The sequence below is a fragment of the Streptomyces sp. NBC_00203 genome, from assembly GCF_045206325.1.
Classification (GTDB): domain Bacteria; phylum Actinomycetota; class Actinomycetes; order Streptomycetales; family Streptomycetaceae; genus Streptomyces; species Streptomyces lutosisoli.
Window position 1 is genome coordinate 5436841 of the sequence record NZ_CP108126.1, and the last position, 26292, is coordinate 5463132.

Annotated in this window: 25 protein-coding genes; 10 read left to right on the forward strand and 15 right to left on the reverse strand. The window is 70.5% G+C overall.

Annotated elements, in window-relative coordinates:
* Positions 1 to 15: 15 nt before the first annotated feature.
* From OG975_RS24410 to OG975_RS24420, 3 genes are all read right to left on the reverse strand, one after another.
* A complete protein-coding gene (locus OG975_RS24410; protein ID WP_406331476.1) occupies positions 16 to 759 on the reverse strand; it encodes a hypothetical protein in 744 nt (247 codons plus the stop codon).
* Between the two features lie 64 nt (positions 760 to 823).
* Positions 824 to 3343, reverse strand: coding sequence for an FG-GAP-like repeat-containing protein (locus OG975_RS24415; protein WP_406331477.1), 2520 nt, complete (start codon positions 3341 to 3343; stop codon positions 824 to 826).
* Positions 3344 to 3433: 90 nt separating this feature from the next.
* The gene (locus OG975_RS24420) at positions 3434 to 3910 is read right to left on the reverse strand and encodes a hypothetical protein (protein ID WP_330305893.1); all 477 of its coding nucleotides are present in this window, start codon (positions 3908 to 3910) and stop codon (positions 3434 to 3436) included.
* 28 nt (positions 3911 to 3938) lie between these two features.
* On the opposite strand from OG975_RS24420, the gene OG975_RS24425 reads away from it, so the two are divergent.
* Positions 3939 to 4082, forward strand: a complete 144-nt coding sequence (locus OG975_RS24425; RefSeq protein WP_406331478.1) for a hypothetical protein — start codon at positions 3939 to 3941, stop codon at positions 4080 to 4082.
* Positions 4083 to 4264: 182 nt separating this feature from the next.
* A complete protein-coding gene (locus OG975_RS24430; RefSeq protein WP_406331479.1) occupies positions 4265 to 4549 on the forward strand; it encodes a hypothetical protein in 285 nt (94 codons plus the stop codon).
* A gap of 131 nt (positions 4550 to 4680) precedes the next feature.
* Here OG975_RS24430 and OG975_RS24435 read toward each other — a convergent pair whose 3' ends face one another.
* The 7 genes from OG975_RS24435 to OG975_RS24465 all read right to left on the reverse strand — a co-directional run bounded on the left by OG975_RS24435 (position 4681) and on the right by OG975_RS24465 (position 13267).
* Entirely contained in the window at positions 4681 to 5046 is a 366-nt protein-coding gene (locus OG975_RS24435; protein WP_369260692.1) for a PH domain-containing protein, read from the reverse strand.
* A 233-nt stretch (positions 5047 to 5279) separates the two neighbouring features.
* Complete coding sequence (gene metG / locus OG975_RS24440; protein ID WP_406331480.1) at positions 5280 to 7004, reverse strand: methionine--tRNA ligase; 1725 nt, start codon at positions 7002 to 7004, stop codon at positions 5280 to 5282.
* Positions 7005 to 7165: 161 nt separating this feature from the next.
* Positions 7166 to 8575 (reverse strand): VWA domain-containing protein, encoded by a 1410-nt coding sequence (locus OG975_RS24445; RefSeq protein WP_406331481.1) that lies wholly within the window; start codon positions 8573 to 8575, stop codon positions 7166 to 7168.
* Between the two features lie 215 nt (positions 8576 to 8790).
* Positions 8791 to 10725 carry an FUSC family protein gene (locus OG975_RS24450; RefSeq protein WP_406331482.1) on the reverse strand — a complete coding sequence of 645 codons (1935 nt, stop codon included), beginning with the start codon at positions 10723 to 10725 and terminating at the stop codon, positions 8791 to 8793.
* 104 nt (positions 10726 to 10829) lie between these two features.
* Positions 10830 to 11840 carry an endonuclease/exonuclease/phosphatase family protein gene (locus OG975_RS24455; RefSeq protein WP_406331483.1) on the reverse strand — a complete coding sequence of 337 codons (1011 nt, stop codon included), beginning with the start codon at positions 11838 to 11840 and terminating at the stop codon, positions 10830 to 10832.
* Between the two features lie 99 nt (positions 11841 to 11939).
* Positions 11940 to 12365 (reverse strand): hypothetical protein, encoded by a 426-nt coding sequence (locus OG975_RS24460; RefSeq protein WP_406331484.1) that lies wholly within the window; start codon positions 12363 to 12365, stop codon positions 11940 to 11942.
* A gap of 119 nt (positions 12366 to 12484) precedes the next feature.
* Positions 12485 to 13267 (reverse strand): alpha/beta fold hydrolase, encoded by a 783-nt coding sequence (locus tag OG975_RS24465; RefSeq protein ID WP_406336435.1) that lies wholly within the window; start codon positions 13265 to 13267, stop codon positions 12485 to 12487.
* 95 nt (positions 13268 to 13362) lie between these two features.
* Between OG975_RS24465 and OG975_RS24470 the strand changes: the two genes are divergently transcribed.
* Complete coding sequence (locus tag OG975_RS24470; RefSeq protein ID WP_406336437.1) at positions 13363 to 14694, forward strand: PLP-dependent aminotransferase family protein; 1332 nt, start codon at positions 13363 to 13365, stop codon at positions 14692 to 14694.
* Here the strand turns inward: OG975_RS24470 and OG975_RS24475 are convergent.
* Positions 14609 to 15508 carry a hypothetical protein gene (locus OG975_RS24475; protein ID WP_406331485.1) on the reverse strand — a complete coding sequence of 300 codons (900 nt, stop codon included), beginning with the start codon at positions 15506 to 15508 and terminating at the stop codon, positions 14609 to 14611. The two genes, OG975_RS24470 and OG975_RS24475, sit on opposite strands and share 86 nt — an antisense overlap.
* 174 nt (positions 15509 to 15682) lie before the next feature.
* Between OG975_RS24475 and OG975_RS24480 the strand changes: the two genes are divergently transcribed.
* Complete coding sequence (locus tag OG975_RS24480; RefSeq protein WP_406331486.1) at positions 15683 to 16327, forward strand: SH3 domain-containing protein; 645 nt, start codon at positions 15683 to 15685, stop codon at positions 16325 to 16327.
* 94 nt (positions 16328 to 16421) lie between these two features.
* Here OG975_RS24480 and OG975_RS24485 read toward each other — a convergent pair whose 3' ends face one another.
* Entirely contained in the window at positions 16422 to 16865 is a 444-nt protein-coding gene (locus OG975_RS24485; protein ID WP_406331487.1) for a hypothetical protein, read from the reverse strand.
* A gap of 102 nt (positions 16866 to 16967) precedes the next feature.
* Here OG975_RS24485 and OG975_RS24490 point away from each other — a divergent pair, with 102 nt between their 5' ends.
* From OG975_RS24490 to OG975_RS24515, 6 genes are all read left to right on the forward strand, one after another.
* A complete protein-coding gene (locus OG975_RS24490; RefSeq protein WP_406331488.1) occupies positions 16968 to 17606 on the forward strand; it encodes an NAD(P)-dependent oxidoreductase in 639 nt (212 codons plus the stop codon).
* A gap of 7 nt (positions 17607 to 17613) precedes the next feature.
* Positions 17614 to 18831 (forward strand): PP2C family protein-serine/threonine phosphatase, encoded by a 1218-nt coding sequence (locus OG975_RS24495; protein ID WP_406331489.1) that lies wholly within the window; start codon positions 17614 to 17616, stop codon positions 18829 to 18831.
* A gap of 84 nt (positions 18832 to 18915) precedes the next feature.
* Positions 18916 to 20046, forward strand: a complete 1131-nt coding sequence (locus OG975_RS24500) for a hypothetical protein (protein WP_406331490.1) — start codon at positions 18916 to 18918, stop codon at positions 20044 to 20046.
* A 131-nt stretch (positions 20047 to 20177) separates the two neighbouring features.
* On the forward strand, positions 20178 to 21431 hold the full coding sequence (locus tag OG975_RS24505) for a helix-turn-helix domain-containing protein (RefSeq protein WP_406331491.1): 1254 nt from the start codon (positions 20178 to 20180) through the stop codon (positions 21429 to 21431).
* 434 nt (positions 21432 to 21865) lie between these two features.
* A complete protein-coding gene (locus tag OG975_RS24510; protein ID WP_406331492.1) occupies positions 21866 to 22090 on the forward strand; it encodes a hypothetical protein in 225 nt (74 codons plus the stop codon).
* Positions 22087 to 22440 (forward strand): DUF6415 family natural product biosynthesis protein, encoded by a 354-nt coding sequence (locus OG975_RS24515; protein ID WP_406331493.1) that lies wholly within the window; start codon positions 22087 to 22089, stop codon positions 22438 to 22440. The genes OG975_RS24510 and OG975_RS24515 overlap by 4 nt, the downstream gene beginning before the upstream one ends.
* A gap of 329 nt (positions 22441 to 22769) precedes the next feature.
* On the opposite strand, the gene cutA is transcribed toward OG975_RS24515, so the two are convergent.
* The 3 genes from cutA to OG975_RS24530 form a co-directional block, all read right to left on the reverse strand.
* Positions 22770 to 23102 carry a divalent-cation tolerance protein CutA gene (cutA, locus tag OG975_RS24520; protein WP_406331494.1) on the reverse strand — a complete coding sequence of 111 codons (333 nt, stop codon included), beginning with the start codon at positions 23100 to 23102 and terminating at the stop codon, positions 22770 to 22772.
* A 148-nt stretch (positions 23103 to 23250) separates the two neighbouring features.
* Entirely contained in the window at positions 23251 to 23784 is a 534-nt protein-coding gene (locus tag OG975_RS24525; protein ID WP_406331495.1) for an NUDIX hydrolase, read from the reverse strand.
* 411 nt (positions 23785 to 24195) lie between these two features.
* A complete protein-coding gene (locus OG975_RS24530) occupies positions 24196 to 26160 on the reverse strand; it encodes an Ig-like domain repeat protein (RefSeq protein WP_406331496.1) in 1965 nt (654 codons plus the stop codon).
* Positions 26161 to 26292 lie beyond the last annotated feature (132 nt).

The window sequence follows — 26292 nt, forward strand, 5'->3', positions numbered from 1 at the left end:
GCCGGGCCATGGCTGTCAGCCGCGCTGGGCCTCGGCCAGGCGGCCGACCTCCTTCCTGATGAGGGCCATCGGGAAGTGGTCGCTGTGGTTCATGTCCAGCATCGAGTAGTACGCGGTGACGTGGCCGACTCTCACGAAGATGTGCTGCTCGTTCCGCACGGCGACGCGTCGGCCGTTGCGCATACTGGCTGGTTCCTTGATCGGGACCGTGATCCGGAGGGCGATCGACTCGTCCCCGACGCGGGCGATCTTCTCCGTCGCGACGTGGGCGCTGTACTTCCCCGCGTAGCCGACTCCGGTGAAGTCGGTGCACGTCTTGAGCGCGGTACGGAGGCGGGCGAAGGTGTCCTCCGCCTCCGTACCGGCGTACGAGGCGAGGACGGAGCCGCCCGGGTAGATGCCGCCCTTCCAGTTGAAGATCTGGTCGACGGCAGCCGACGCGGTCCCGGCGTCGAGGGCATCGAGCATCGTCTGGCAGGAGGTGTCCGAGACCGGAGGAAAGGTGTTGCCCTCGGCGGCGGACGGATCACGCTCGTCCGCCGAGATGCCCCGATTCCCGGGCACCTCCTCACTCGTGATCGCGAGGGACTTCAACTCCTCGGCGGACAGGGGTGTTTGAGCCGACGCGGAGGGAGACGGAGAGGCAGAGGCAGAAGGCCCGGCCGCGGTGCCGCTCCGCTGTGTGTCCCCGCAGGCCGTGGTGGCGTACCCCAGTAGCACCGTGCCCACCAGCAGCCACCCATGTCTTCGTGCGCGCATCCGTGCCCCCCAGCCCCTCGCGTCTCAGTGGGCCAAGGCTAGCTCCATATGTTCAACTGGACGGTCAGGAAAGGGACTTGTAGCTCCCCCAGCCCGACGCGATCTGCGTACGGCTGCTGAAGGAACCGGTGCCGGTGCCGTTGTTGCGCCACACGTTGCCCGAGCTGTCGCGCGAGACCAGGTCCGCCTTGCCGTCGCCGGTCAGGTCGCCCACGCCGACGACCGTGTTGTACGAGCCGCCCCAGTTGCTGAAGAGCTTCACGCGGGACTTGAAGGTGCCGGAGCCCGTGCCGGTGTAGCGGTACAGGTTGTTGGACTTGTCCTGGGCGAGCAGGTCGCCGATGCCGTCGCCGTTCAGGTCGCCGACGCCGACGATCTTCTTGTAGCCGGACCAGTCGGAGTACAGCTTCACGCGCGCCGAGAGCGTGCCGGAGCTGGTGCCCTTGTAGAGGTAGACGGCACCCGTGGAGGAGTTCCGCGCGATCAGGTCCGGGCGGCCGTCGCCCGTCACGTCGCCGGGCGAGGTGAGGACGTTGTACGCCGACCAGCCCGTACCCAGGTTCGTGTACGACGTCGAGGGGGTCAGCGGCTTCCCGCATGCCGGCTTGTAGCCGCGCAGCGAACCGTCCGTCATCCGTACGAGCACGTCGTTGCAGCGGTCGCCGTTCAGGTCGCCGAAGGGCACCGCCTTCACGGTCGGTTCCCAGCCGGCGCCGCTGGTCTTCCCCAGGTAGGTGCCCGTCGCGGGCTTGCCGAGCTGGTAGGTCAACGTGCCGGTGGAGTTCATCGTCAGCAGGTCGCCGTTGCCGTCGGGGGTCCCGTCGCTGCCGGCGAAGTCGCGGGCGACGGCCGCACCGCCGGTGACGGTGAGCGTGCCGGAGTCGAGCTGGACGGCGGTGCCGCCCTCCTCGGCGGTGGCGGAGAGCTTCCACTTCAGCGAGCCGTTCGGGGCGTAACTCCCCGTTGCCGTACGGCCGTTCCAGATGGGCGCGACCGTGCGGCCGTCCGGGGTCCCGGTCAGCGTACGGACGGTCCTGCCTGCCGCGTCCTTGAGCGTCAGGCTCCAGGAGACGGACGGGCGGTTGAGCTTCCAGGTGGGGGCCCAGGCGGTGCTGGAGGAGGTGGTGCCCTTCAGGGCGGCCGTGGTGGGGATGGTCGCGCTGGTGAGGCCCAGGGCGGGCCAGGCGGTGAGGCCGCCGTATGTCTTCCAGCGGTCGGCCGTGCCGTCGTTGTCCGTGTCGGTGAATGCGGACCACACGGCGGTGGCCGTGTCGTCGGCTCCGGCGGCGACCTGGGCGTACACGTCGCCCTTGGTGGTGGTGTCGAGCGGCTCGGCCGTGCTCCAGGTGTCGTCGACGCGGGTGGCGGTGTACGGCTTGCCGCTCTCGCTCCACACGGCGCGCACGGTGCCGTCCGGGGCGATCGAGGCGTCGGCGGGCAGGTCGGACACCGACCCCGTCGTGCCCGACAGGGTCTGTCTGGCCGACCAGGTGCCGTCGGTGCGGGTGGCGGTGAACGTGCCGGGCGAGTACATCGACCGCCAGGCGGTCCATACGAGGGTGACGTCGCCGTCCGGTTCGACGAGCGGCTCCGGGGTGGCCTCGCCGCCCTCGGCGACGCCGGCCAGCTCGGGGGTGCTCCACTCGGAGGTGCCGCCGGGGTGCTCGGCGTAGTACAGCTTGGTGCCGCCCTTGTTGTACGCGAGCTTGAGCGAACCGTCGTCGGCCGCGGCGAGCTGGGCCGCGTCGCCGTCGGCGAAGTCGGTGGACGCGGTCCACTCCGTGCCGCCGGGAGCCCTGGTGTACGTACGGACCGAGGCGCCGGCCTTGTACTGGGAGAAGGCGACGGTGGTGACGCCGGCCGTGTCGACCGCGACGGACGGCGCGTAGACGGCCTCGGCCGCGTCCGCCGAGCGGGTGCTGACCTGGGACGGGGCGGACCAGGTGCCGTCGGCCGCGCGGACGGCCGCGCTGATCTCCACGTCGTCCGCGCTGCCCCCCGAACGCCCGGTCCACACCGCGGTGACCGAACCGTCCGGGCCCTCGGCCAGGTCGATCTCGTGCAGGTAGGCGGCCTGGTCGGCGGCCGAGACGACCTCGACCGGCTCCCGCCACGAGCCCTGGTCGGCGTCGTAGACGGCGCTGACGAGCCGGTTCGCCGCCGTCGAGGTGTCGTCCACGGCCTCGGTCCACAGCGCGGTGACGTTGCCGTCCGCGGTGGCCAGCAGGTTGGCCTCGGCGACCTTGGTGGGCGTGGCCGCAAGTTCGTGCGGCTCGCCGAAGGTGACGCCACTGCCGGGCTTGCGTACGGCGGCGTACAGCTTCCGCGTCGTCGTGTTCTGGAGGTCCCCCTGGTTCCAGATCGTGACCGCGGTGCCGTCACCGGCGATGGCGACGTCCTGCGTCTTCGTGTCGTCGGTGGTGCTGGTGACTTCGTTCCCGCCCTGCCAGGGCTTGAGATCGGATACGGATGCGGCTGCCGTCCCCGCCGCGATCAGCGGCAGGGCACCTCCCCCGGTGACGGCGAGCGCTACGACGGCGACGGCCGTGGTCAGCCGGCCACGGCCCAGGGCGTTACGGCCCACGTGAGTTCCCCTCCCCATGGGGGGAGTTGCTCCCCCCCGAACAAGCGAGCGGATGTTATCAGTGGGTTTTGGCCGCGATGTTTCGGCCGCTCAGGTGTCGTACGTGCCGTCCCACGGCTCGCCGAAGCCGAGCCGGTCCGGGTACAGCTCCGCCCAGGCCTCGCCCTCGTCCTCCCCGGTCAGCAGCCCGAACAGCACGCCGTCGACCGTGAGTTGGAAGGGGCGGATCGCGATGTCCGTGTAGGAGCGGCGGGGCAGGCTGCGCAGCAGCTTCGCCAGGTGGACGCGGGCCCGGGAGAGCACCGAGTCGTCGCCGTGCGGGTCGCGCTGCTGTTCCGCCCAGGTGCCCGCACACCAGACCTCCGAGTCGCGGTAGCGGCCCTCGGCGTCGAAGGTGTGGAGCACGGTGTAGAGGCGTTTGTGCTCTTCCCAGCCGTCGTCGGGACGGAAGCCTTCGGGGAAGGCGTACGTGATCGACGCCAGGAACTGACCGTCCGCGTACCGGCCGATGGTCTCGGTGCGGTGCCTCGGCTCGTAGGCGATCGGAATGACGTGAGGGACTGCCATGGCGGAAACCATACGGGTGAGTGGGGACATGCCAGAAGTGGGGGCCACCCCCGAACCGGCTGCCGGGTGGGCCCGGGATCTGTTCGTGCCGGCGTCGGCTTCGGCGTCGTGGTTGCCGCTCGACGACGAGGGCGCCCGGGACGTGAAGACCCGGGCGCCCTACGGCATGTGAGGTCCCTCAGGAGAGAGACTTGTATCCGCCCCACCCGGTCGCGATCGTCGTACGCGAACCGAACGATCCCTTGCCGTCCCCGCTGTTGCGGTACAGGTGTCCGCTGGTGTCGCGGGAGACCAGGTCGGCCTTGCCGTCCGTCGTTGCAGCGGTCGCCGCTCAGGTCGCCGAAGGGGATCGCCGTGGTGGTGGTGGTGGGCCAGCCGGTGCCGGTGTACTTCGAGTTGAACTTGCCCGTGCCGGTGCCGCTCTGGAAGGTGAGGCCGCCGGAGGAGTTCAGGGTCAGCATGTCGCCGCGGCCGTCCGGGCCGTCGGGGCTGGTGAAGTCGTGGCGTACGGCGGCCCCCCGGGTGAGGAAGCCGTCGCCGGTGGCCACCGTGGTCGCGGTGCACGACCGGGACCACAATGCCGCGAAGAACGTGAAAACGGCCGCCGGACTGGCGGTTACAGCCTGTGGAGCGCGGTGAAGACCAGGACTCGTCCTGGCACAGCGCGACGAAACAGGAAGCCACGGATTCTCCACCGAACCCCGTGCCGCGTAGCGGCACAGGGTTCGGCAGGGAAGGCCGGAATCCCCGGGCTCAGCCCGAGGAGCAAGTCACTTCGCCACGAACTGCGTGAGGATCGCCTGGACTTCGTAGATGTCGACGCCCTTGGTGAAGGTCTTCTCGACGGGGGCCGCGGTGCCGGAGATCCAGATTTTGAGCTCGGCGTCGAGGTCGAAGGTGCCGGCGGTCTCCACCGCGAAGTGGGTGATGCTGCGGTACGGGATGGAGTGGTACTCCACCTTCTTGCCCGTGATGCCCTGCTTGTCGACGAGGATGAGGCGGCGGTCGGTGAGCAGGATGGAGTCGCGTATCAGCAGGTACGCGGCGTGGACCTGCTCGTTCTGACCCAGCAGGCGCGCGTAGTCCTTCTGCGCCGCGGCCGGGTCGATGGTGCTCGCGTTTCCGAAAAGTGCCATGGATGAACCCCCCACTCAGTGGACTCATGTGTCCACTTATGTCCCAGTAAGCCAATGGCTTCACATGATCTTCGCAATTTATACAGCCTGGTAGGGGGCGTGCACAGAGGAGAAGGGGATTCCACAGGTTCCGCTGTTGCCGCCATCGTGCGTCCGGACAGGGGTGTTCCGGGGTTCTGACGCCGAGGGCCCGGGAACTGTTCGTTCCCGGGCCCTCGGTTGCGTGACTGCCGCTACTCCGGAGCGCCGCCGAAGCGCTCCTTGTACGCCTCCAGGTCCTCGTCCGTGATCTTGGCGAAGAGGACCGGGGGGACCGTGAACGGGGTGCCCGCGGGGACGGAGGACAGGGCCTTCGCCTCGTCCGCCGAGACCCACGCCGCCGTGTCGTCGCTCAGGGCGAACGCCTCGCGCATGGCACGGGAGGAGGCCGGGATGAAGGGCTCCGAGACCACCGAGTAGAGGTGGATCAGGTTCATCGCCGTACGCAGGGTCAGCGCCGCGCCCTCGGGGTTGGTCTTGATCTCCAGCCAGGGGGCCTTCTCCTCCAGGTAGGAGTTGCCCGCCGACCACAGGGCGCGCAGCGCGGCCGCGGCCTTGCGGAACTGGAGGGCCTCCATCTGGGTCTCGTACTCGGCGAGCAGGCCCGCGATCTCCTCGCCCAGCTTCGCCTCGGCCTCGCCGGCCTCGGCGCCCGCCGGGACCTCCTCGCCGAAGCGCTTCTTGGAGAAGGACAGGACACGGTTGACGAAGTTGCCGAGGGTGTCGGCGAGGTCCTTGTTCACCGTGGCCGTGAAGTGCTCCCAGGTGAAGGACGAGTCGTCCGACTCGGGAGCGTTGGCGATCAGGAAGTAGCGCCAGTAGTCGGCGGGCAGGATGTCCAGCGCGTGGTCGGTGAAGACACCGCGCTTCTGGGACGTGGAGAACTTTCCGCCGTAGTACGTCAGCCAGTTGAAGGCCTTGACGTAGTCGACCTTCTTCCAGGGCTCCCGTACGCCGATCTCGGTGGCCGGGAACATCACCGTGTGGAACGGGACGTTGTCCTTCGCCATGAACTCCGTGTAGCGGACCGGGTTCTCGCCGGAGTCCGCGTCGTACCACCAGGACTTCCAGTCGCGGTTCTCCGGGTCGAGGTCCGACCACTCCTTCGTCGCGCCGATGTACTCGATCGGGGCGTCGAACCAGACGTAGAAGACCTTGCCCTCGGCGGCCAGCTCCGGCCAGGTGTCGGCCGGGACCGGGACGCCCCAGTCGAGGTCACGGGTGATGGCGCGGTCGTGCAGGCCCTCGGTCAGCCACTTGCGGGCGATGGACGAGGCCAGCTGCGGCCACTCGTGCTCGTGGCGCGCCACCCACTCCGAGACCTCGCTCTGGAGCTTCGACTGGAGCAGGAAGAGGTGCTTCGTCTCGCGGACCTCCAGGTCCGTCGAGCCGGAGATCGCCGAACGCGGGTTGATCAGGTCGGTCGGGTCCAGGACGCGCGTGCAGTTCTCGCACTGGTCGCCGCGCGCCTTGTCGTAGCCGCAGTGCGGGCAGGTGCCCTCGACATAGCGGTCCGGGAGGAAGCGGCCGTCCGTCGGCGAGTACACCTGGCGGATCGCGCGCTCCTCGATGAAGCCGTTCTCGTTCAGGCGGCGCGCGAAGTGCTGGGTGATCTCGCGGTTCTGCGGGCTGGAGCTGCGGCCGAAGTAGTCGAAGGACAGCTCGAAGCCGTCGTAGACCGCCTTCTGCGCGTCGTGCGCCTGCGCGCAGAACTCGTCGACGGGGAGACCCTGCTCCTTCGCCGCCAGCTCGGCCGGGGTGCCGTGCTCGTCCGTCGCGCAGATGTACAGGACGTCGTGGCCGCGCTGGCGGAGGTACCGGGAGTACACGTCCGCCGGGAGCATGGACCCCACCATGTTGCCCAGGTGCTTGATCCCGTTGATGTACGGAAGGGCGCTGGTGATGAGGTGTCGAGCCATCGCGGGCTGCTCCCAAGTCGCTACGTGGGGTGACGATCGTCGGAATTCGGGTCGGCGGGTCGTCGTCTGTGAACCTTGAAATCGTAGCCGACATGGGCAGGCCGCCCGCTTCCCGTTCTAAGGGGTGGGAAGGGGGCGGCCTGCGGTGGTTCCTACGGGGTTTACGGGCGCCAGTTCTCCAGTACGCCCTCGTAGACCTCGGCGTCCGTCAGCTCGCGCGGGGTCGGGCCCGCGTGGAAGAAGGCCGTGTTCCCGGTCTTCAGCTTGCGGAGGTAGTCGAAGGCCTTGTTGTCCTGCTCGCCGAAGGCGACGAAGGAGAAGAAGACGGTGGGGTGGTCCTTCGCCGCGTCCGTGAGGGACTGGGTGGCGGGGGTCTTGGCGTCGGGGGCGCCGTCCGTCTGGAAGATCACCAGCGCCGGGTCCGTGGTGCCGGACTTCTGGTGGTGGGTGAGGACTTCTTCGACCGCCACGTGGTAGCTCGTACGGCCCATGCGGCCGAGGGAGGCGTGCAGCTCGTCGATCTTGTTCTCGTGCTCGGGGAGGGTGAGCTCGCCGGTGCCGTCCAGTTCGGTGGAGAAGAAGACGACCTGGACCGTGGCCTCGGGGTCGAGGTGGGCGGCGAGGGCGAGGGCCTGCTCGCCGAGGGCCTGGGCGGAGCCGTCCTTGTAGTACGGGCGCATCGAGGCGGAGCGGTCCAGGACGAGGTAGACCTTGGCACGGGTGCCGGTGAGGTCCCTGTTCTTGAGGGCCGTTCCCGCTTCCTTGTACGCGGTGACCAGGCTCGGGGCGCGGGTCTTGAGGCGCGTGAGGGGGACGGCGGGCTTGCCGGGCGCCTCGGCCTCGGCTTCGCCTTCGGCCCCTTCTTCTTCCCCGCCCGCACCGCCCGTGCTGCTTTCGTCGTCGACTGCGGGTGGCCCCTGTGGGGCCTGATCGCCGTCGGCGGCCACCGGCTCGTCCGCCTGTGCCGCGACCGGGGTGGGCTCCTCGGCTACGACGGGCTCGGGCTCGGGCTCGGGCTCGGCGACCGGGTCAACCTCGACCACGGGCTCGGGCTCCACCACGGGCTCGACCTCGGCGACCGGCTCGGGCTCCGGCTCGACCTCGGCGACCGGCTCGACCTCGACCACGGGCTCGGGTTCCGGCTCGGGCTCCACCACGGGTTCGGCCACGGCGACCGGCTCGGGCTCGACCACAGGCTCGGGCTCCACCTCAGCCACAGGTTCCGGCTCCGGCTCCGGCTCCACCTCAGCCACAGCTACAGGCTCCGGTTCCGGCGTCACGGTCTCCGCCGGAGGCGTCGGCGTCGGCTTCGGTACCGTCACGTTGTCGAACGCCGCCGACACCAGCTCGTCCACGACGGACGGCTTGGGCTCGGGCTCGGTCGACGGGGCCGGAATCTTCGGCTCGGCCACGGCCGCGGCCTCCGGTGCGGGGGCCGGCTCCGGCTCCGTCGAAGGGGACGGAACGGTCGGAACCGTCGGAGTCGAAGCCTCCCGCGAGGTCTCCCCGTCGGTGTCACGACCCTTGCGTGAGCGGCCGAACGCATTCCGCAAGACGGTGAGAATGCCCATGTGCGCAACCCTTCGCGTGAGTTGATCCCGTCAATCCCTGGCCAGGACGGACACGTAAGGTTAACGGCCGCAGCCGGCGATCTTGGGCAGGGGCGGATACCGAAAAGGCGACGGTGTCAACACCCCGACAGCTCCAGCAGGTTCACCCTTCGGTGGCGCCGTCTCGCACGTAGACGGCATGACCGCCGACGAGGTCTTCCTCGTAACAACCCTCCTCAGTGCGGTGAGGCGATCGCCCGTGCCGTCGCGACCTCCTGCCGCAGAGGTTCGAGCACGGAGCCCGAGGGCCCGGTGAGATCCGTACGGACGGTGAAGAGCACGTCGGTCTCGCGCAGGCCCTCGGACAGTTCCCGGAGCTGGCGGACGACATGGGCGACCTCGGCGGTGGACGGCTTGGGCGAGCCCTGTTTGACGCGGACGCCGGCCGCGGTCGTGGCGTCGACGATCCGCTCGACGGCGACGACGAGCGGCCACCAGGCGGCGGCGCGGCGGCCGATGGGCGGCGGTTCGGTCAGGGCCCGCTGGAACTCCGTACGGATCTGGGAGAGGTCGCGGTAGAGACGGCGCCGTCTGCGGGCACGGGCGGCGGGATCGGCGCCGCTGCGGAACGCGTACTCGACATAGCCGGCCGTGTCGGCGACGGCGTCCGCGAGCCGGTCGCCGACACGGGTGTGCCAGCTCTCCCGCCACAGCAGGTACCCGGCGACGAGCGCGATCGCGCACCCCATGAGGGAGTCGACGAGGCGGGGCACGAGGAGCCCGGTGCCCTGGTGGTTGAGGAGGTCGGAGAGGAGGAGGATCACCGGGGTGATGGCGGCGGTCTGGTAGCCGTAGCCGCGCGGGGTCAGCACCGGGATGAGCGGGGCCAGGACGAACAGGGCGAGCACGTCCCACCAGCCGTTCGGTACGAAGGTGAGCACCGCGGCCGCGACGACGAGCCCGGCGACCGTGCCCAGCGCGCGCATCAGCGCCCGGGAGAAGACGGACCCGAAGTCGGGCTTCATCACGAAGGTGATGGTGAGGGCGACCCAGTAGGAGCGCGGCACCGAGACGATCGAGACCAGCGCCTGGGCGAGGCCGATGCACAGGGCGAGGCGTAGGCCGTAGCGCCAGGAGCCGGCGGACAGCAGGACGTTGCGGGCGGCGCGCGAGGCGCGGATCCGGAGGGCGGCCGGGCGGCCGAGGCGGTCTTCGAGGGCGTGCGGGTCCGGAGCCCGGTCCGTCACGACGGCGGCGGCGTGCCGCAGCGCGTGGTCGACGGCGCGCGCGGTCTCGTTGACGGGGGTGGGCAGCTGGAGCCCTATGGGTCCGGTGTAGCCGGTCTCCACGGCGTCGGCGAGATGGCGTACGGCGGCGGGCACCTCGGCGGGCAGCGGCTTGCCGTACTGGTGGGCGGCGGGGGCGGCCTCGACGACGGGTGTGACGGCGTTCAGCTGGGCGAGCAGCCGGACGAGGTCGGGGCTGCGGCCGTGGTGGAAGGCGCGCCGGGCGAGGACGACGTCGTACGACTGGTTGAGGGACTGGGTGACGGCGACGCGCAGGTCGACGTACGCGTCGGTCCCGGCGGCGGCGAGCAGGTCCGCGGCCGTCCGGTAGGTGCTCGCGACGGTGGCGCGCTCCGGCACCCCCGACCGCAGCGGCCAGGCGAGCAGTGCGAGGGCCAGGACGAGGAGCCCGCCGCCGGACATCAGCAGGGGCGCCAGCCACCACTGCCCCGGCAGCGGAATTCCGGCGCCGATCACACAGTTGAGGAGCAGCAGCAGTCCGGATACGGAGGCCACGGCGCCGATCGTCGAGATCATCCCGGAGACCAGCGCGACCCCGGTGACGGCGGCGACGGCGACCCAGCCGTGCCCGAACACGAGCGAGCCGATGGTGACGCCGATCGCGCCGAAGAGCTGGGGCACCGCGATGTTGAGGATCCGCAGGCGATAGGCGTCCGCGGTGTCGCCGATGACCCCGGACAGGGCGCCCATGGAGGCGAGGGCGCCGTAGGCCGGCTGTCCGGCGGCGAGGCCGATGGCGAGCGGAAGGGCCATGGCGACGGCGGCGCGGGCGGCGGCGGCCCAGTTGACGGACGCCTGTTCCGGCCGGAGGTTCCTGACCAGCCAGTCGGGAGGGGTGAGGCCGATGGGGAACTCGCGGGACATGCCCCAAGTATGGCCGTTCCGCGCGGCCACCCCAGGATCATCCCCCGGCTCATCCCCGGCTGATCCCCCGGCTCATTCGTGCTGGTGAAGCGTGAGATCGACGCTCACTCGTGCTGGTGGAGCGTGAGATCGACGACGAGGGCGCGGTGGTCGGTGCCGGTGATGCGGAGGAACGTGGCCTTGTTCGCCGAGAAGTCCTCGGAGACCAGGACGTGGTCGATCTGCGCGCCGAGCGTCGGCGTGGTCCGTGCGGGCCAGCTCGGGGTGCGCGCGTCCCCGGCGAGACGGGCGCTGTCGCGCAGTCCGGTGTCGAGGATGTGGCGGAACGCGGCGTGGTCCTGGGAGGCGTTGAAGTCTCCGGCGAGGATGGTGGGGCTCGCGCTCGCCGCCGCGTAGTCGCGCAGTTCCCCGAGCTCGCGCCGCCAGACGCCGAGCTGGCCGGGGAGCGGGGGCATGGGGTGCGCGAGCTGGAGCCGTACGTCGTGCCCGTCCACGTCGGCGACGGCTCCGGGCATGCCCATGGTGCCGCGCACACCGTCGGCTCCCGTCAGCGGGAACCGGCTCATGATGACGGACCCGTCGGACCCGGCCCCTTCGACGGCCTCGCGGTACGGATAGACACCACGGCTTCCGCCGAAGGCGTCCTCCAGCGCCCGCGAACACCCGTACTCGCACTCCTCCACGAACAGGATGTCGGGCTTCTGCCGCCGGACGGCCGGGATCAGCGCGTCGGTACCGCGCCCGAACTCCACGTTGGAGGTCATGACCCGCAGTTCGGCGAGCGGAGTGCCGCCGGGCTCGCTGGTCCTGCCGTAGGGCTCGATGAACCAGGCGACGCACCCCAGCAGCAGCACCCCCCACACCATCCCGACCCGCCATCGCGCGAGCAGCGCCAGCAGCAGCCCGAGCCCGGTGGGCGCGAGCAGCCACGGCAGGAACGCCAACAACTGCGGCACGGGCGTGATCCCGTCGCTGTCGGCCGCCCGGCATCCGACGACCACACTCACCCCGGCGAACAGCAGCCCCGCCGCCCAGGCCCCGACCGTCCGTCCGGCCCCCCGCCGTGCACCGGTCGGTTCCCCGGCACTCGTCCACTCAGCCGCCGCAGTGTCCAAGTCCCGGCCTTCCGCTCGTCCGCGTGGGGGTGCCCGAATCCTCCCTCAAAGACGGGGTGCGGCGGTGGAGGGTTGCCCTTTGCGGTGTGCTGCGGGGGCCTACCGTGTCGCGTGCGAGTGGTCCGCGGTCGCCAGCGCCCACATCACGAAGACCGCGAGGGCGATGGAGACGACGGACCAGACGGGGGCGTAGGGCAGGAACATGAAGTTCTCGATCAGGTAGAGGGCCGCCAGACCGATGCCGAAGCCGCGGGCCACGTCGAAGCCCTTCAGGATGCCCCAGCCGGTGACCGCGACGAGCACGCCGATGATGAGGTGGATCCAGCCCCAGGTGGTGAGGTCGAACTCGTACACGTAGGTGCCGATGCGCTGGTAGACGTCGTCGGTCGCGATGTTCGAGATGCCGTTGAGCACGCCCACGACACCGCTGACCATCATCAGGACACCGGCGAAGACGGTGCCGCCCGAGGCCCAGGACGAGGAGGCGGAGGGCTCGGGGTCGGGCGGTGCGGTGTTCTGGGCCATGGGGTCTCCTCGGGGCCGGAGTGTCACCCGCAGGTTCGCTCCGGGGGACGCGCGGTCGCATTCCCGGTGGGCCGAACGGGGGACGCTTTCCGATCCCCCTCCCGCGGTCGCGGCCGGGCTCAGTCGCCGAGCCGCGCCAGGAACCCCGCGAGCACCCCGTTGAACTCCTCCGCCCGCTCCAGGTTCGGCATGTGGGCCGCCGACCCGATCACGTGCAGCGTGGAGTCGGGGAGCGCCGCGTGCATCGCCTGCGCGTCGGAGACCGGGGTGTACTCGTCGTCGGCGCCCACGACGACCAGGGCCGGGACGGTGACCCGGGTCAGCAGCTCGCGGTAGTCGGGGCGTTCGGCCCGGCCCCGCAGGGCGGCCGCCGCGCCCTCGGGCGGGGTCGAGGTCATCATGCGGTGCACATGTGCCGTGACCTCCGCGTCCGCGTACGGCGCGACCATCTTGTGCAGCACCTCGTCGGCGTACCCGCGCATCCCCTCACGCAGCAGCCGGTCCGCCATGTCGTTGCGGGCCTTCTTGCCCTCCGGTGTCTCGGCGGCCGGGAAGGTGTCCGCGAGCACCAGGCCCCGGATCCGCTCCGGGAACTGCCAGTAGCACTCCATGACGATCTGGCCGCCCATGGAGAGCCCGGCCAGGACGAACTCCGCCACTCCCAGCTCGTCCAGCAGCGCCGCGATGTCCTCGGCGAACGTCGAGAGGGGAGTGACCCCGGGGACCACCGGGGAGGCGCCGTAGCCGCGCAGGTCCGGGGCGATCACGCGGCGCTCCGGCGCGAACGTGGCGGTCTGGGGAGCCCACATGGTGTGGTCGAAAGGGTGGCCGTGGATCAGGACAAGGGGCAGCGCCGACGAACCGGCGCCCCCTTCGTCCTCGTATGCGAGGAAGGGTGCCATGGCCATGACCCTAGGCTCGCCCAACTCCTCGGTGCAATAAGATCTTTGCTCTCGGTGCAATCCTGTTCCGGGTGCCGGACAGGGGGATCGACATGGTGGAGGACTACCGGCGGATAGCCGACCGGATCGCCGAGGACATCGCCGCCGGGCGGCTTCGGCCCGGTGAACGGCTGCCCCCGCAGCGGGTGTTCGCGCGGCGGCGCGGCATCGCGGGGTCGACGGCCGGGCGGGTGTACGGCGAACTGGTGCGGCGCGGACTGGTCGTCGGCGAGGTCGGGCGTGGCACCTTCGTGCGGGCCGCGCCGCTTCCCTCGGGCCGAGCGCTCGCCGAACCGGCGACCACCGCACCGGTCAACCTGGAGCTCAACTACCCGTCCGCGCCCGGCCAGTCGGAGCTCCTCGCCCACGCCCTGGCCCCGCTGCTGCGCCCCGACGTCCTCGCGGAGTCCCTGCGCACCGCGCCCGCCACCGGCACGGCCGCCGCCCGCGAGGCCGCCGCCGGGCTTCTCGCCACCCCGGGCTGGCGCCCCGCCCCGTCCCGGCTGACCTTCGCGGGCAACGCCCGTCAGGCCATCGCCGCCGCGCTCGCCTCCCTCGTACGGCCCGGGGGCCGCGTCGGCATCGAGTCCCTGACGTATCCCCTGGTCAAGGAGATCGCGAACCGTCTTGGCGTCACGCTGGTCCCGCTGCCCATGGACGCGGAGGGGCTCCGCCCGGAGACGGTCACGGCCGCACACCGTTCGACACCGCTGTCCGCCGTGTACGTCCAGCCGACCCTGCACAACCCGACGTCGGTGACGATGGGGGATGCGCGGCGGCGTCAACTGGCGGCCACCGCAAGGGAGTTGGATCTCCCTCTCGTCGAGGACCGCATCTGGTCCTTCCTCCATGAGGGCCCCCTCGATCCCCTCGCCGCGTACGCGCCCGAGCGCACGTATGTCGTCGACGGTCTCTCCAAGCGTGTCGCCCCGGGCCTCACGGTCGGTTTCCTCGTCGCGCCGGAGGGACGGGTCGAGCAGGTGGCGGCGGCTCTCCGCTCGGGCGCGTGGACCGCGAGCCGGTTCGCCCTGGAGGCGGCGGTGCGCTGGATCGCCGACGGCACGGTGGAGCACCTGGTCCGCGCCAAGCGTGCGGACGCGGCGCACCGCCAGCGCCTGGTCGCCGAGCATCTGCGCGGGTACACCGTGCACTCCGATCCGCACGGGTATTACGCCTGGTGGGAGCTGCCGTACCCGTGGCGCGCCGACACCTTCGCGGCGGCCGCGGCAAAGCGGGGGATGGCGATCACCCCGGGGTCCGCCTTCACCGTCCCGGTCCTCGGCACGCGCGCCGAGGACTGCGTCAGGCTCGGACTTGCGTCGACTGCTCCGCCGGAGCTTGCGCAAGCTTTGCGGACGCTCGCCGGTATCGCGCGTACGCGCCCGTGAGCACGGCGGTCAGGGCCACCCCGAGGCCCAGGGCCAGCAGCAGCCAGGAGACGAACCGGAGGGTTTCGGTGAGGGCGTCGTACACCGCGCCCGCGGCCGTCCGGGACACGTCGGGCGGCAGATCGGCGAGGGTGAGCCGGCGCCCCACGGCGACCGCGACGCCGAGGAACGCGGCGCCCAGCGCGGTGCCGAGCCCGGTCGCCAGGACCGCCCGGCGGCGGCACACCGCGACCAGGATGCCCGCGAGGGCGAAGACGACCGCGCCGACCGGCAGCCAGAAACCGGCGACTTCGAGCACGTGGAACCCCTTCCGGAGCTGGGCCAGATCCTCGGCCGCGAGCACCGTGATCTCGGTGTGCTCGACGGGGATCCGGTTCGCCAACGGCATGTGATCGTCGGCGAGTTGACGCTTGACCCGTTCGGTGACGCGCGCGAGGTCGACGGTCACCGCACCCTCGCGGTCCTCGCGCAGCGCCCGCATCACGGCGTCGTGCGCGGCCATGTTCGCGGCCTGCCACGCCGTGCGGTACGCCTCGGTCTCGGTGAAGGAGCGCACCGCGTCCCGCACGAAGTGGTTCACCGGCCCCTGCAACCGCGGCCGTACGTGGACCTCGCGCAGGATGCCGTCCGTGACGCCCGCCGCGATCGCGTCCCGTACGTCGGTGTCGGAGGCGAGCGGCGCCATCGTGGCCTCGTACCGCCCGGAGTCACCGAGCCCGTACATCGCCCAGGTCGACAGCGCGCCGAGCGGCGCCAGCAGGCAGGCGAACACGATCAGCACGGCCGACACAGCGCTCCGGACACCTTGGGACACCCCACCAGGCAAAGCCCCCCGGCCCTCCCGTGCGAGCGGTTTGACTGCATATGGGCGCATACGACAAGCCGAACGGGGACCGCCCAAACCCCAGTAACCACAGGGGCCCCACGCTCTCCGGTGGAGCGCTCACCCGAACGGGTGTTACCTGGATCTGGGGAGAAGGAGGCCGATATGCGCAAAACCCCGGCCCTGCGGACCCTGGCCGCGGCCCTGTTCACCGGCGGCGTTCTCACCGCGGCGGCGGTGGGCACCCCGGCGGCTGCGGCTCCGTCGGCGCACACCTCCGGTGGCGACGGCTCGAACAGTCCGGTATGGGGCACTGTCGTCTCCCGCGGCGACCTGAACCTGCGGTTGCAGCCCACCTCGAACTCGCCGGTCGTCGGCAGGCTCTCACCGGGCACCGAGGACCGCGTCGAGTGCGCGGTGACGGGACAGAGCGTCTTCGGCAACTCGGACTGGTACTGGCTCGTGGGCGCGCACGCCTGGGCGAGCGCCGCCTTCGTGGACACCGGCCGGCAGTGGGTGCCGAGCTGCTCGGACCCGTGCCCGGACTCGAACGACGGGTACTGGAACAACTCGAACGGGAACGACGCCAACGGGTACGGCGGCTCCGGCGGGAGCAACAACTCCAATGGGAACGACAACAACTCCAGCTGGAACAACGACAACTCGTCCTGGAACTCCGACCCCTGCAACGACCCCGGCTGGAGTTCCTCCGGCTCGGGCACCTGGAGCTTCAGCGTCTCCGGCTCGTGGAGCTGGAGCCTGACCGGCTCCTCTTCCAGCTCCTGGGACTGGGTCCCAGGTGGCAGGTGAGTAGGTGAGTGAGGGAGACGCACGAGGCCCCGGCATCATGCCGGGACCTCGTGCGCCGTTTGTCTCCACCGGGCGGGTCTGTCTCCACCGGGCGTCAGCGCGGATCGGGGTGCCCCGCCGCGTCCTCGTGCGTGTAGTAGCGGTAGAAGGCCACCGCGAACACGCCCGCCGCGACCCCCAGCGCCATGAGCGTGGACCGCAGGACGGAGGCGCCGGTCTGGGCGTACAGGAATCCGAACGTGATGCCCGCGAACGCCATCCACAGCACCGCGTGCAGCTCGCGGTGCATCAGCGGCGCCAGCATGCGTACGCCGACGTAGAGCAGCGCGACCGCGATGGCGCACACGAAGCCGAACAGGACGTTCCAGCCCGTGATCGGGCCGCCGTCGCGGTTGATCGCCGCGGCCCAGTAGCCGTAGATGAGCCCGCCGACGATGGGTATCGCCCACTTCGCGAAGGTGTGGACCTCTGGCCCGAAGACGTCCGGCGTGACATAGGCGGGTGATGTCGTACGTGATGTGGGTGCCGCGTGAGCCATGGGAGGCTCCTCTCTCCTCGCCCCGCCTTCCAGAGCACACCTCGCCGGGGCGCCTGGCAAGTCGGGATGCGGCGGCCTTGACCCCGTGTTTCGCTGAGCCTCATGAAGCTCGTACTCTTCGGCGCCACCGGCATGGTCGGCAGCCGTATCGCCACGGAGGCGTCGGCGCGCGGACACCAGGTCGTGGCCGTGAGCCGGTCCGGGCAGTCCCCGATCCCCGGGGTCACCGCGACGGCGGCGGACGCCTCGGACCCGGCGAAGGTGGCGGAGCTGGCGGCGGGCGCGGACGCGGTGGCCTCGGCCTGCGTGCCGCCCAGGGACGGCTCCGACCCGCGCGAACCCTTCCTCGCGATCAACAGGGCGCTGGTGGAGGGCGTACGGCAGGCCGGCGTGCGGCGGCTCCTGGTCGTCGGCGGCGCGGGCAGCCTGGAGATCGCACCCGGACAGGCGGTGGCCGACCAGCCCGGGTTCCCCGAGGCCTACCTCCCGGAGGCCCTCGCCCACCGCGACGCCCTCGCCTACTACCGCACCGTCGAGGACGGTCTCGACTGGACCTACGTCTCGCCCGCCGCCGAGATCGCCCCCGGCGAACGTACGGGCACCTTCCGTATCGGCGGCGACCGGATGCTCACCGACGACCACGGCAACAGCCGGATCAGCGCCGAGGACTACGCGATCGCCTTCGTCGACGAACTGGAGAAGGACGCCCACCCGCGCGCCCGGATGTCGGTCGCGTACTGACGAGCCGATGACGAGGCCGAGGCCGGGGCGGTACGGCGCGACGGGCCTCGCGGGCGGCCGGAGATCCCTGCTCGGCTTCCGGCCGCCCACCGCACGGCCGGACGCCGCCCAGCGGCAGAAGCTGCTGCGGGTGCGCGGCCACAGCGTCGCGTGGCTGCCGCCGCTGCTGCTGCTCGTCGCCATCGCGGTGCTCGACTGGAACACCGCCGGCGAGTTCCGGATCGTCTCCTGGATCGTGCTGGTGCCCGGTATCGCGGCGGCGATCTGCGGGGTCTCGGGCACGGCCGTGCTCGCGGTGCTCTCGCTGATCGCCTATGTCCTCGTGGACACGTCCTGGCCGAACCAGTATCAGACGGGCCTGCCCGACTTCATCCTCGTCGCCGTCGGCGGCATCCTCGCGATCCTCGCCTGCGCGGTCCGGGTCCGCAGCGAGCAGCGCATGCTGCACATGCGGGACGTCGCCGAGACCACCCGGCGCACCCTGCTGCGCCCGCTGGCCCCGGGCTGGGGCGACCTGGACCACGCGGCCGTGTACCTCGCCGCCGACAGCGAGGCCCGCGTCGGCGGCGACTTCTACGACATCCAGCCGGGCCTGCACGGCACCCGCGTCCTGCTCGGCGACGTCCAGGGCAAGGGGCTCGGGGCGGTGGAGGCGGCGGCCGCGCTGCTCGGCACGTTCCGTGAGTCGGCGTACCACGAACCCCGGCTCCACACGGTCGCCGACCGCCTGGAGGTCCGGATGCTGCGGCACGTCCGCTACCGCGCCGCCCTCGGCCGCGACGACGGAGACCGCTTCGCCACGGGCATCCTGGTCGGTTTCCCCGAAACCGCCGCCACGGACACCGTCGAGGTCATCAACTTCGGTCACGAACCCCCGCTCGTGGTCACCCCCGACGGCGTTCGGTCGCTGCCGTCCGGCGACGGACTCCCGCTCGGGCTCAGCGAGTTGGCGTTCGACCCGCCGCCCCTGCTCCGCGTCCCGCTGGCCCCCGGCGAGACCCTGCTCCTGGTCACCGACGGCGTGACCGAGGCCCGCGACACGGCGGGCGTCTTCTTCCCCCTCCGCGACCGGGTAGCCCAGGCCCTGGCCGAGGACCCGCGCACCGCCGAACCGCACCACCTGGTCCAGTTCGTCCGCGACGGCACTCTGCTGCACGCCGGCGGTCATCTGGTCGACGACACGACGATCTTCGCCGTACGACGCCCGCAGCGCACCGAGCCATAGGGGGCGTTTGCGATCCTCCCGTCCCCCCTTTGCAGCCGCAGCGGCTACGGTGCTGACGTACGTGATCGATGGGGGAGGGAACCTATGCCCGGAACCGTGCTGCTCCTCGCGGCCTCACCGGTGGGCAAGGGGTGTCTGGTGGACGCGGCGTCCGTGCTCCCCGTACTGGCGGCGGTGTCGCCCGCGGTGCTGTCGGGCACCGACACCGCGAACGTCGTGGAACTGGCCGACCCGCTGGAGCCGCAGGCGGTCCTCACCCGGCTGCGCGCGGCGGCGACCGCTCCCGGCCCGCTCACGGTGTTCATGACAGGCCAGCTCCAACTGGACCGCCGCCAGCGCCTGCCCCACCTCGCCCTCGCCCGCACCACCCCGGCGACGGTCCGCTACACCGCCTTCCCCTGGCACTGGATCACCGAGGAACTCCGGCTGCGCCCACCGGGCACGACCACCCTCTTCGTCGACCTGCACGCCGACGCGGAGACATGGGACCACCTCATCGCCCACCCCCTGACGGCGGGCCCGTCCGCCGCCCTGTACGGCAGGATCGCCCCGCCCCCGCCCCGCCGCACGGTGGCGGCACCGGCCTACATGAGAGCCGTCGCCACCATCCTCCGCAGCGGCTGGCGCCCCCCGCTCCCGCAGCTCCATCAGCAGGCGCTGACACGGGTGATGGGCGACGACGGCCGTACGGACCTGGTGCTGACGCCGGGCACACCCGCGGTGCCCCCGCAGCCGCGTACGCCCACGCCGACGGCACCCCCGCCGCTCCCGGCCCGGCCACCCGTGGCTCCGGCCGACGCCCACGAGTCCATCTCCGCCGCCGTCCAGGCCGGCCGGCACGGGGAGGCCGCCGGCCTGGCAGGACAACAGGAGCAGGCGGCGCTACGGGCGCACGGCCCCGCCTCCGAACAGGTGCTGCACTGGATGGAGGTCCGGGCGGACCTGGCGATGTTCGCGGGGGACGCGGTGCTCAGCTGCCGCACCTGGCTGACGATCGCGACCACACGGATCAACGCCGGCCAGGCCCCCGACTCCCCGGCCGTGGAGTCGGCCGTGGACCGGGCCCACCACCAGTGGGGCCGCATCGACGACGCGGCGCGGGCCCGTGAACTGGGGCCCGCGCTGGCCGACTTGAGACTGAGCGTGCCGGGGCGCCGGGAGGGCGCGCTGGATCACGTTCAGCAGCAGCTGCGTCAGCTCCAGACGCAGGCCTGAGAAGCCGGTTCACCCGGCATCAGACTTGCCCGGTGACGACCCCAGGCGAGGGACGGTCGCAAGGAACCCCACACGAAACCGGCCCTGCCTCATACCCTGGCAGTGACGAAGCTGCTGGGAGGGGCAAGGCCGTGACGTTTCAAGACGCTACCCCGGATCCGTACGCCGACCCGTTGGTGTTCGGCCAACGCCTACAGATCTTGCGCACCCGCAAGGGCATGACCCGAGATCAGCTCGCCGGACTGATCGGCAAGTCCGGTTCGTGGGTCAAGGGCGTCGAGACCGGCCGCCTGCGAACGCCCAAGCTCGAAGTGATCCTGCGCATCGCTGAGGTGCTGCGCGTGCGGGACCTGTCGGATCTCACCGGTAGCCAGTCCATGCACGTCGACCTCTTCACCGGCCCGGGGCATCCACGGCTCGCAGCGGTCAAAGCCGCGGTTGATGTCTATCCGCTGACGACTCAGCGCGAGGCGTCTCCAGCCGCTCATCTCCAAGCGCGGCTCTTCAGGGCCTGGAAGGCGAGGCACTCGGCACCGAACCACCGCGAGGTGCTCGGTGCGTTGCTGCCGGAACTGATCCAAGATGCGCAGCTCGCCGTTCGGCAATCCGACACCGTCCTTGACCGCAGAGCAGCGCAAGCCATACTCGCCGAGGTCTACTCGTTGACCCAGTTCTTCGTGGCCTACCAGCCGGACGCCCCTTTGCTGTGGCGCGTGGCTGAGCGAGGGCTGATCGCCGCGCAGGAGTCCGAGGACCCACACGCCATCGGCGTCGCCGCCTGGCTCGCAGCCCAGGCACACCGCGACTCGGGTCCGGCGCACTTCGACGCCGCCGACGCGGTGAACCTCGAAACTCTCAACTACCTCGAACCGCTCCTGCCGAGCGCCTCGGACGATGTCCTCGCCATCGCCGGCGCGCTTACCTTCGAGGCCGGATATACCGCGGCGCGGCGGGGCGAGACGGGTACGGCGTGGCGGTACTGGGACAAGGCGCGCGAGATGGCGGCACGGCTCCCGGAGGACTACTACCACCCGGTGACGTCGTTCTCGCGGGCCATCATGGGTGCTCACGCCGTTACCGTGGCCGTGGAGCTGCACCAGGGAGGCGAGTCCGTACGCCAGGCTGCTGCGGCGGATGCGGTCGCGATCCCGTCGAGGCCGCGCCGTGCTCGGCACCGGATCGAGGAAGCCCGCGGCTACCAGCTCGATGGACAGCCTGACGCAGCGCTCGCCACGTTGAACCAGGCGCACGAGGCTGCTCCCGAGACGATCAAGTACAACGGCTTCGCCAAGTGCATCGTCCTCGAAGAAGCCGAGTCGAAGAGTCCGGCCCGGCGCCGCCGCGCATCCGAACTGGCGGTCAAGCTCGGGCTCTTGGCTGCGTGACGGTAGGGGCACAATCTGTGCCCCTGCTCTCCTCTCGTCGCTCCTACGGTCGAAGACCACAGGACCCCGGCGGCCGCGCGAACGGCCCCGGGGCGTGGCCGATCTAACGAGGAGATCGACGTGCACCTTGTATCACAAACACTCGAATGGGTGAGGAAACGCCTGTTCATCCCGGGTACAACCCGTTCCGCTGTCGGCATCGAGATGCCGGTGACGGTGGGACCGGAACCCGTCGTATGTCGCCCGTTACCTGTGCTGCTTGACGCCGCGCTCGCCAGCGCTCGTCGCCGCCGAGCCCCTCACCTGTGGTCCAACGCCCACCAGCTGGCTTCCGTGAATGATCCCGGTCCCGGCGACTTGGTGCGCGCCTATGTCCTGGCGCCGGAAGAGCGTGCCCGGGTGCTGGCTTCGCCTGCTGGGGAGGCACGGTGACCATGACGCTGCACGAACCGAAGCTCGGCGACACCGTCGAGGACACCGTAACCAGGAAGATCGGCGAGGTCATGGGCTTCGAAGGCCCGTACGTGCAGCTGCGTCCGCTCGGGGGTGGCAGGGAGTGGGACGCCAAGCAGGAGAGCCTCCGGCCCGTCAGCGCTGTCGAGGCGCTCAGCGCGCGGGTGGCCGTGGCCAACGCCAGGTCCCGGGGTGAGTGCCCGTGACCGCAAAGACTGCTCTGCCGATTACGCCCCAGGCGATGCGCGCCCTCACAGCCCAGGTACTCGACGAGGACGCCGAACTGCCCACGGCCGAGGTGCTGGACGACCTGACCCTCCTCTACCGGGGGCACCTCATGCTGCTGATCCCCAAGGTGGAGAAGGCTGCCGGCGGGCGACCTGAGAGCGATGTGGCGAAGACCGGCGCACTCGCCGGGGTCAGAGAGGCCCGCACTCGACTGAACCTCGTGCCTGACAGGCCGTTGCCTCGCCAGGTGGCCCACGCGCAACGACTGGCCCGCTCCGTCGACTGCCTGCTCGATCACCTGGTCAACCTGAGTGGCGAGCGGCCATGAAGGTGATACTCGGCCTCGTCGCGTACGTGACTGCCGTAGCTGCTCCCGTTCTCGCCCTGGTGCTGGCGCGGACGCCGAACTGAAGCACTCCTATGGCGGCCGTTTCAGGTCAGGGCCGCATCCAGAACCCGCTGCACCGCGACCGTCGGAAGCCGTGGTGCAGCGGTTCGGAGTTCGCCCGGCTGTCGGCGTACGGCAGCACCAGCCCACGTGGGAAACCGGGAGAGTCCGCCCCAGGCAACGTCTGTCTCCTGTCCTGCGACGGCTCAACGATCACCGTACGCTTCCCACGGTCGCGGAGATTCTAGGGAACGCCAGGGCCTGATTTCCTACTCGCCGACGAGCGGGCCAGCAGTCGTGGCCACCCACCGAAGATACGCATCCGACCCGGCGACGATGGGCACCGCGGAAACCTCGGGGTTCTTCCACGGGTGGTGCGCCAGCAGGTGAGCTTCCAGTTCCGCATACCGGTCGGCGCGCGTCTTCATCAGTAGCTGCCACTCCTCCCCAGTCCCGAACTCCCCCTCATGCCAGAACACGGAGACCAGAGGACCGACGACCTGAGCCCCGGCAGCCAGCCGCCCGACGACTACAGAACGAGCCAGCTCCACCGCCTGTTCGCGGGTCTCTGTCGCTGTGGACACCTGCAAGAAGTCAGTCACGCGGGCGAGCCTAGCCACGCATGGTCGGGCCGACATCAGTGGACCCGTGGCGAGGACGGGTCATCTCAAGTCCTTCTACGACCTGTTGGGCCGCGCGCCCTATGCGAACGTCTAAGGGAACTGCTCACAGTGTGAGGCAGGCTGCCCCTCAGCGGATCGCTTCATCCATGAGCAGGTACAGCAGACCGACGAGGGATCCACTGCTCACGATTTCCCGACGGTCGATCATCCCGCGCACCTCGCTGAGGGGGATCCACTCGATGCGATCGGACTCGTTCTTCTCCGTGGGCGGCCCGGCGTAGGTCGCGCTGTCTGCGCGGAAGACGTGGTGTTGCGAGTCGGTGATCCCGTTGGCCGGCTCGGCGTAGATCAGGGGCTTGATGGGGCCCGGACGCCAGCCGGTCTCTTCCAGGACCTCGCGGGCTGCCGCTTCCTCTGGGGACTCGCCCTCCTCCACCAGTCCCATGGGCAACTCCCAAGCCCACGAGTCCGTGATGAAGCGGTGCCGCCACATCATCAAGACCTCTTGACGCTCGTTGACTACGGCAGCCACGGCCAGGTTCCGAAGCCGAACGACGTGGTACTCCCACCTGCGCCCATCCGGCTGCTGGACGTCGACCAGACACAGATTCACCCACTTATTGGTGTAGATCTGTCGCTCACCGTGGGTCGTCCACTCCATACCTGCGGCCCTCTCGATCGGGCTCCAGGATCTCAGACCGATGCAGCGACGGGGTCATGCCCGTCGGGTGGTGTAGCGATTCGCTCCAGGCTCGTCCGAAGTCCCTCCGGGTGGTGCGGGGTGATTGGCAGATCTGTTCCGCTGGGGAAGCGGAAGTGGCAGGTGGACGGGGCTGGGCGTGGAACAAGTCTGCCAATCACTGGGCTTGTGTTGCTTGTTGGAGCCCGGGGCCTCTGGCGTCTCAAGGGCATAGCGCAGCGGAGTGCGGTCGTTGGTGTGGGCTCTCGAGGGAACGCCGTGCCGCCCTGCTGCTACGCGCAAAGCAACAGGGCGGCATGGGCATACGGCCAGCAGGACAAAGAGTCGTCCGATCCCCCGGCAGCCGGTGAGACCGAGCTCGTGAAGCTGGCCTCAGCTGGTGAAGATGAAGTACTTCCAGGCGCCGTGCGTCGTGGAGTTGACGGTGTCGCCCGACGAGCTGTTGATGTACGAGTCGCGGACCCGGAAGCGGTAGCCGGTCGGCGGGGTGCCGGTCACGGTGACCGCCGACTTGCCGGAGGAGCTGAGCTCGAAGTACTCGGTGCCCGTGGTCTGCCAGGAGCCCTGGGTGTACACCTGCATCTGGAGGCGCTGCTTGCGGCCCGGGTACGCCGTCATGGTGGTGGTGAAGACGGGGTCCTTGGACTGGTGGAAGTAGTAGTACGTGTGGCTCCAGGCCGACTTGGTCTTGTAGTGACCGCTGACCGCCGTGGAGACCTTCACGTGGGCGCCGACCGTGCTGGTGGCCGTCTTCGGCTTGTAGCGCGCGTCGCCCGCGAACTTCGCCGTGATCTTCGCGTCACGGGTCAGGTCGAGGGTCACCGACAGATTGCCGGACGAGTTGACCGTGCCCGACTTCACCAGCTTGTTGGGCTTGTCGGAACCGTACGGGTCGGACCAGATCTCGACCTTGCGGTTCTTGTACGTCGTCCCCAGGTGCGCCGTGAACTTCACGTCGGCGCCGTACGCGTACACCTTGCCGTTGTTGTTGAGCGACAGGGTGGCCGAGGCGCGCGAGACCTCCACCGAGTCGGAGCCGGAGCCCGCCGAGTGGTCCGCGTCGCCCGCGTACTTCAGCGTGTACTTGACCTTGCCGCCGGCGGGCGGGGTGTCGGTGAAGGAGTACGTGCCGTCGGCCTTGACCGTCACCGAGGCGAGCGCCTTGCCGGCGGTCGACTCCAGGTCGGTGCGGGTGACCGTGAGCTTGGCGCCCGCCGGGAGCGCGAGCTTGGAGGTGACCTTGCCCTTGACGGTGAGCTGCTTGGCGCGGGTGGCGGTGGCCGGGGCGTCCACGGTGATGGCGGTGGCGGCCTTGGTCGGGTCGGTCAGGACGCGCAGCGAGTAGACGCCCTCGCTGTTGGACGTCACCGCGAACAGCCGGCTGTCGTCCGGCGCCCAGGCCAGGCCCGAGGTGGCCAGCAGGTCGGAGCCCGAGGTCTGGCCCGTGTTCGGGAAGTCGTAGGTGCGGACCGAGGTGGTGGTGCCCGGCCGGTACACGTACACGTCCGGCTCGTACGAGCCGTCGATGCCCGCCGCGACCGCGCCGTCCGGGGCGATGGCCACGGAGTTGGGGTACGCGTCGCTGGCGTACTGGCCGTCCGCGGTGAGGTCGGAGGTCTTGAACACCTGGTGGTAGTACGGCGATCCGCTGGCCACGACGACGTGCTGGGCGTCCGGGGTGACCTGGAGCTCCCCGAAGCTGCCGCTGCCGTTGCCCGTCGCGGTGCGGGTGGCGGTGCCCGACGAGACGTCGTACACGCCGAGACGGTCGCTCTCGCCGCCGACCAGGAGGTTCGAGCCGGGCGCGGCGTCGAGCATCGGCGCGTTGTACCAGAAGACGTTCGGGTCCTGGTCGAGCGTGACCACGGGCTGCTCGCCGGAGAGGTCGAGCGAGCCGATGTTGCCGGCCCCGGAGGCGCCGTAGCCGAACCAGAGCTTGCCGCCGGCCAGGGCGACGCTCTGCGGGTAGTGGCCGTCGCCGGTCGCGTAGCGGGCGGACTCCGTCTGCGTGGTGGTGTCGATGGCGACCACCGCGTCGGCGTCGCGCACCGCCGCGTACAGCGTGTTCGAGTCGGCCGACAGCTCCATGCCGATGACACCCGGCAGGGAGGTGATCTGCTTGACGACGGTCCCGGCGTAGTCGGTGACCACGATCTTGCCGTTGGACGGGTCGCTGACGAAGACGTGCTGGTGGACGCCGTCCACCACGATGTCGGCGGACGACTTGACCGGCAGGCTCTTGCTGGAGTCGGCGGCGGCGGTGCCGGCCGTGCCGATGGCCAGGGCGGCGGAGCTGAAGACGACCGCGAACGCCGTGGCGATGGGAAGAGTGCGCATACGCACGCTGATTCGAACCCCCCGGAACGAAAAAGACGAAGGAGATGTGGACGCCGGGCAGGAGGCGGCCGTGCGGGACCATGCCGGACCGTGCGGGACCATGCGTGGCCGTGCGGGGCCTGTGTGCCTCGT

What these genes read in the sequence shown, in the direction of transcription:
- OG975_RS24465 (WP_406336435.1), bottom strand. Translation starts at nt 13,267, where the DNA reads ATGGCACCCTTCCTCGCATACGAGGACGAAGGGGGCGCCGGTTCGTCG.
- OG975_RS24530 (WP_406331496.1), bottom strand. Translation starts at nt 26,160, where the DNA reads ATGCGCACTCTTCCCATCGCCACGGCGTTCGCGGTCGTCTTCAGCTCC.
- OG975_RS24485 (WP_406331487.1), bottom strand. Translation starts at nt 16,865, where the DNA reads ATGGCTCACGCGGCACCCACATCACGTACGACATCACCCGCCTATGTC.
- OG975_RS24410 (WP_406331476.1), bottom strand. Translation starts at nt 759, where the DNA reads ATGCGCGCACGAAGACATGGGTGGCTGCTGGTGGGCACGGTGCTACTG.
- OG975_RS24420 (WP_330305893.1), bottom strand. Translation starts at nt 3,910, where the DNA reads ATGGCAGTCCCTCACGTCATTCCGATCGCCTACGAGCCGAGGCACCGC.
- OG975_RS24525 (WP_406331495.1), bottom strand. Translation starts at nt 23,784, where the DNA reads ATGGAGTGGACGACCCACGGTGAGCGACAGATCTACACCAATAAGTGG.
- OG975_RS24490 (WP_406331488.1), top strand. Translation starts at nt 16,968, where the DNA reads ATGAAGCTCGTACTCTTCGGCGCCACCGGCATGGTCGGCAGCCGTATC.
- metG (WP_406331480.1), bottom strand. Translation starts at nt 7,004, where the DNA reads ATGGCTCGACACCTCATCACCAGCGCCCTTCCGTACATCAACGGGATC.
- OG975_RS24500 (WP_406331490.1), top strand. Translation starts at nt 18,916, where the DNA reads ATGCCCGGAACCGTGCTGCTCCTCGCGGCCTCACCGGTGGGCAAGGGG.
- OG975_RS24435 (WP_369260692.1), bottom strand. Translation starts at nt 5,046, where the DNA reads ATGGCACTTTTCGGAAACGCGAGCACCATCGACCCGGCCGCGGCGCAG.
- OG975_RS24460 (WP_406331484.1), bottom strand. Translation starts at nt 12,365, where the DNA reads ATGGCCCAGAACACCGCACCGCCCGACCCCGAGCCCTCCGCCTCCTCG.
- OG975_RS24480 (WP_406331486.1), top strand. Translation starts at nt 15,683, where the DNA reads ATGCGCAAAACCCCGGCCCTGCGGACCCTGGCCGCGGCCCTGTTCACC.
- OG975_RS24450 (WP_406331482.1), bottom strand. Translation starts at nt 10,725, where the DNA reads ATGTCCCGCGAGTTCCCCATCGGCCTCACCCCTCCCGACTGGCTGGTC.
- OG975_RS24445 (WP_406331481.1), bottom strand. Translation starts at nt 8,575, where the DNA reads ATGGGCATTCTCACCGTCTTGCGGAATGCGTTCGGCCGCTCACGCAAG.
- OG975_RS24510 (WP_406331492.1), top strand. Translation starts at nt 21,866, where the DNA reads ATGACGCTGCACGAACCGAAGCTCGGCGACACCGTCGAGGACACCGTA.
- OG975_RS24425 (WP_406331478.1), top strand. Translation starts at nt 3,939, where the DNA reads ATGCCAGAAGTGGGGGCCACCCCCGAACCGGCTGCCGGGTGGGCCCGG.
- OG975_RS24495 (WP_406331489.1), top strand. Translation starts at nt 17,614, where the DNA reads ATGACGAGGCCGAGGCCGGGGCGGTACGGCGCGACGGGCCTCGCGGGC.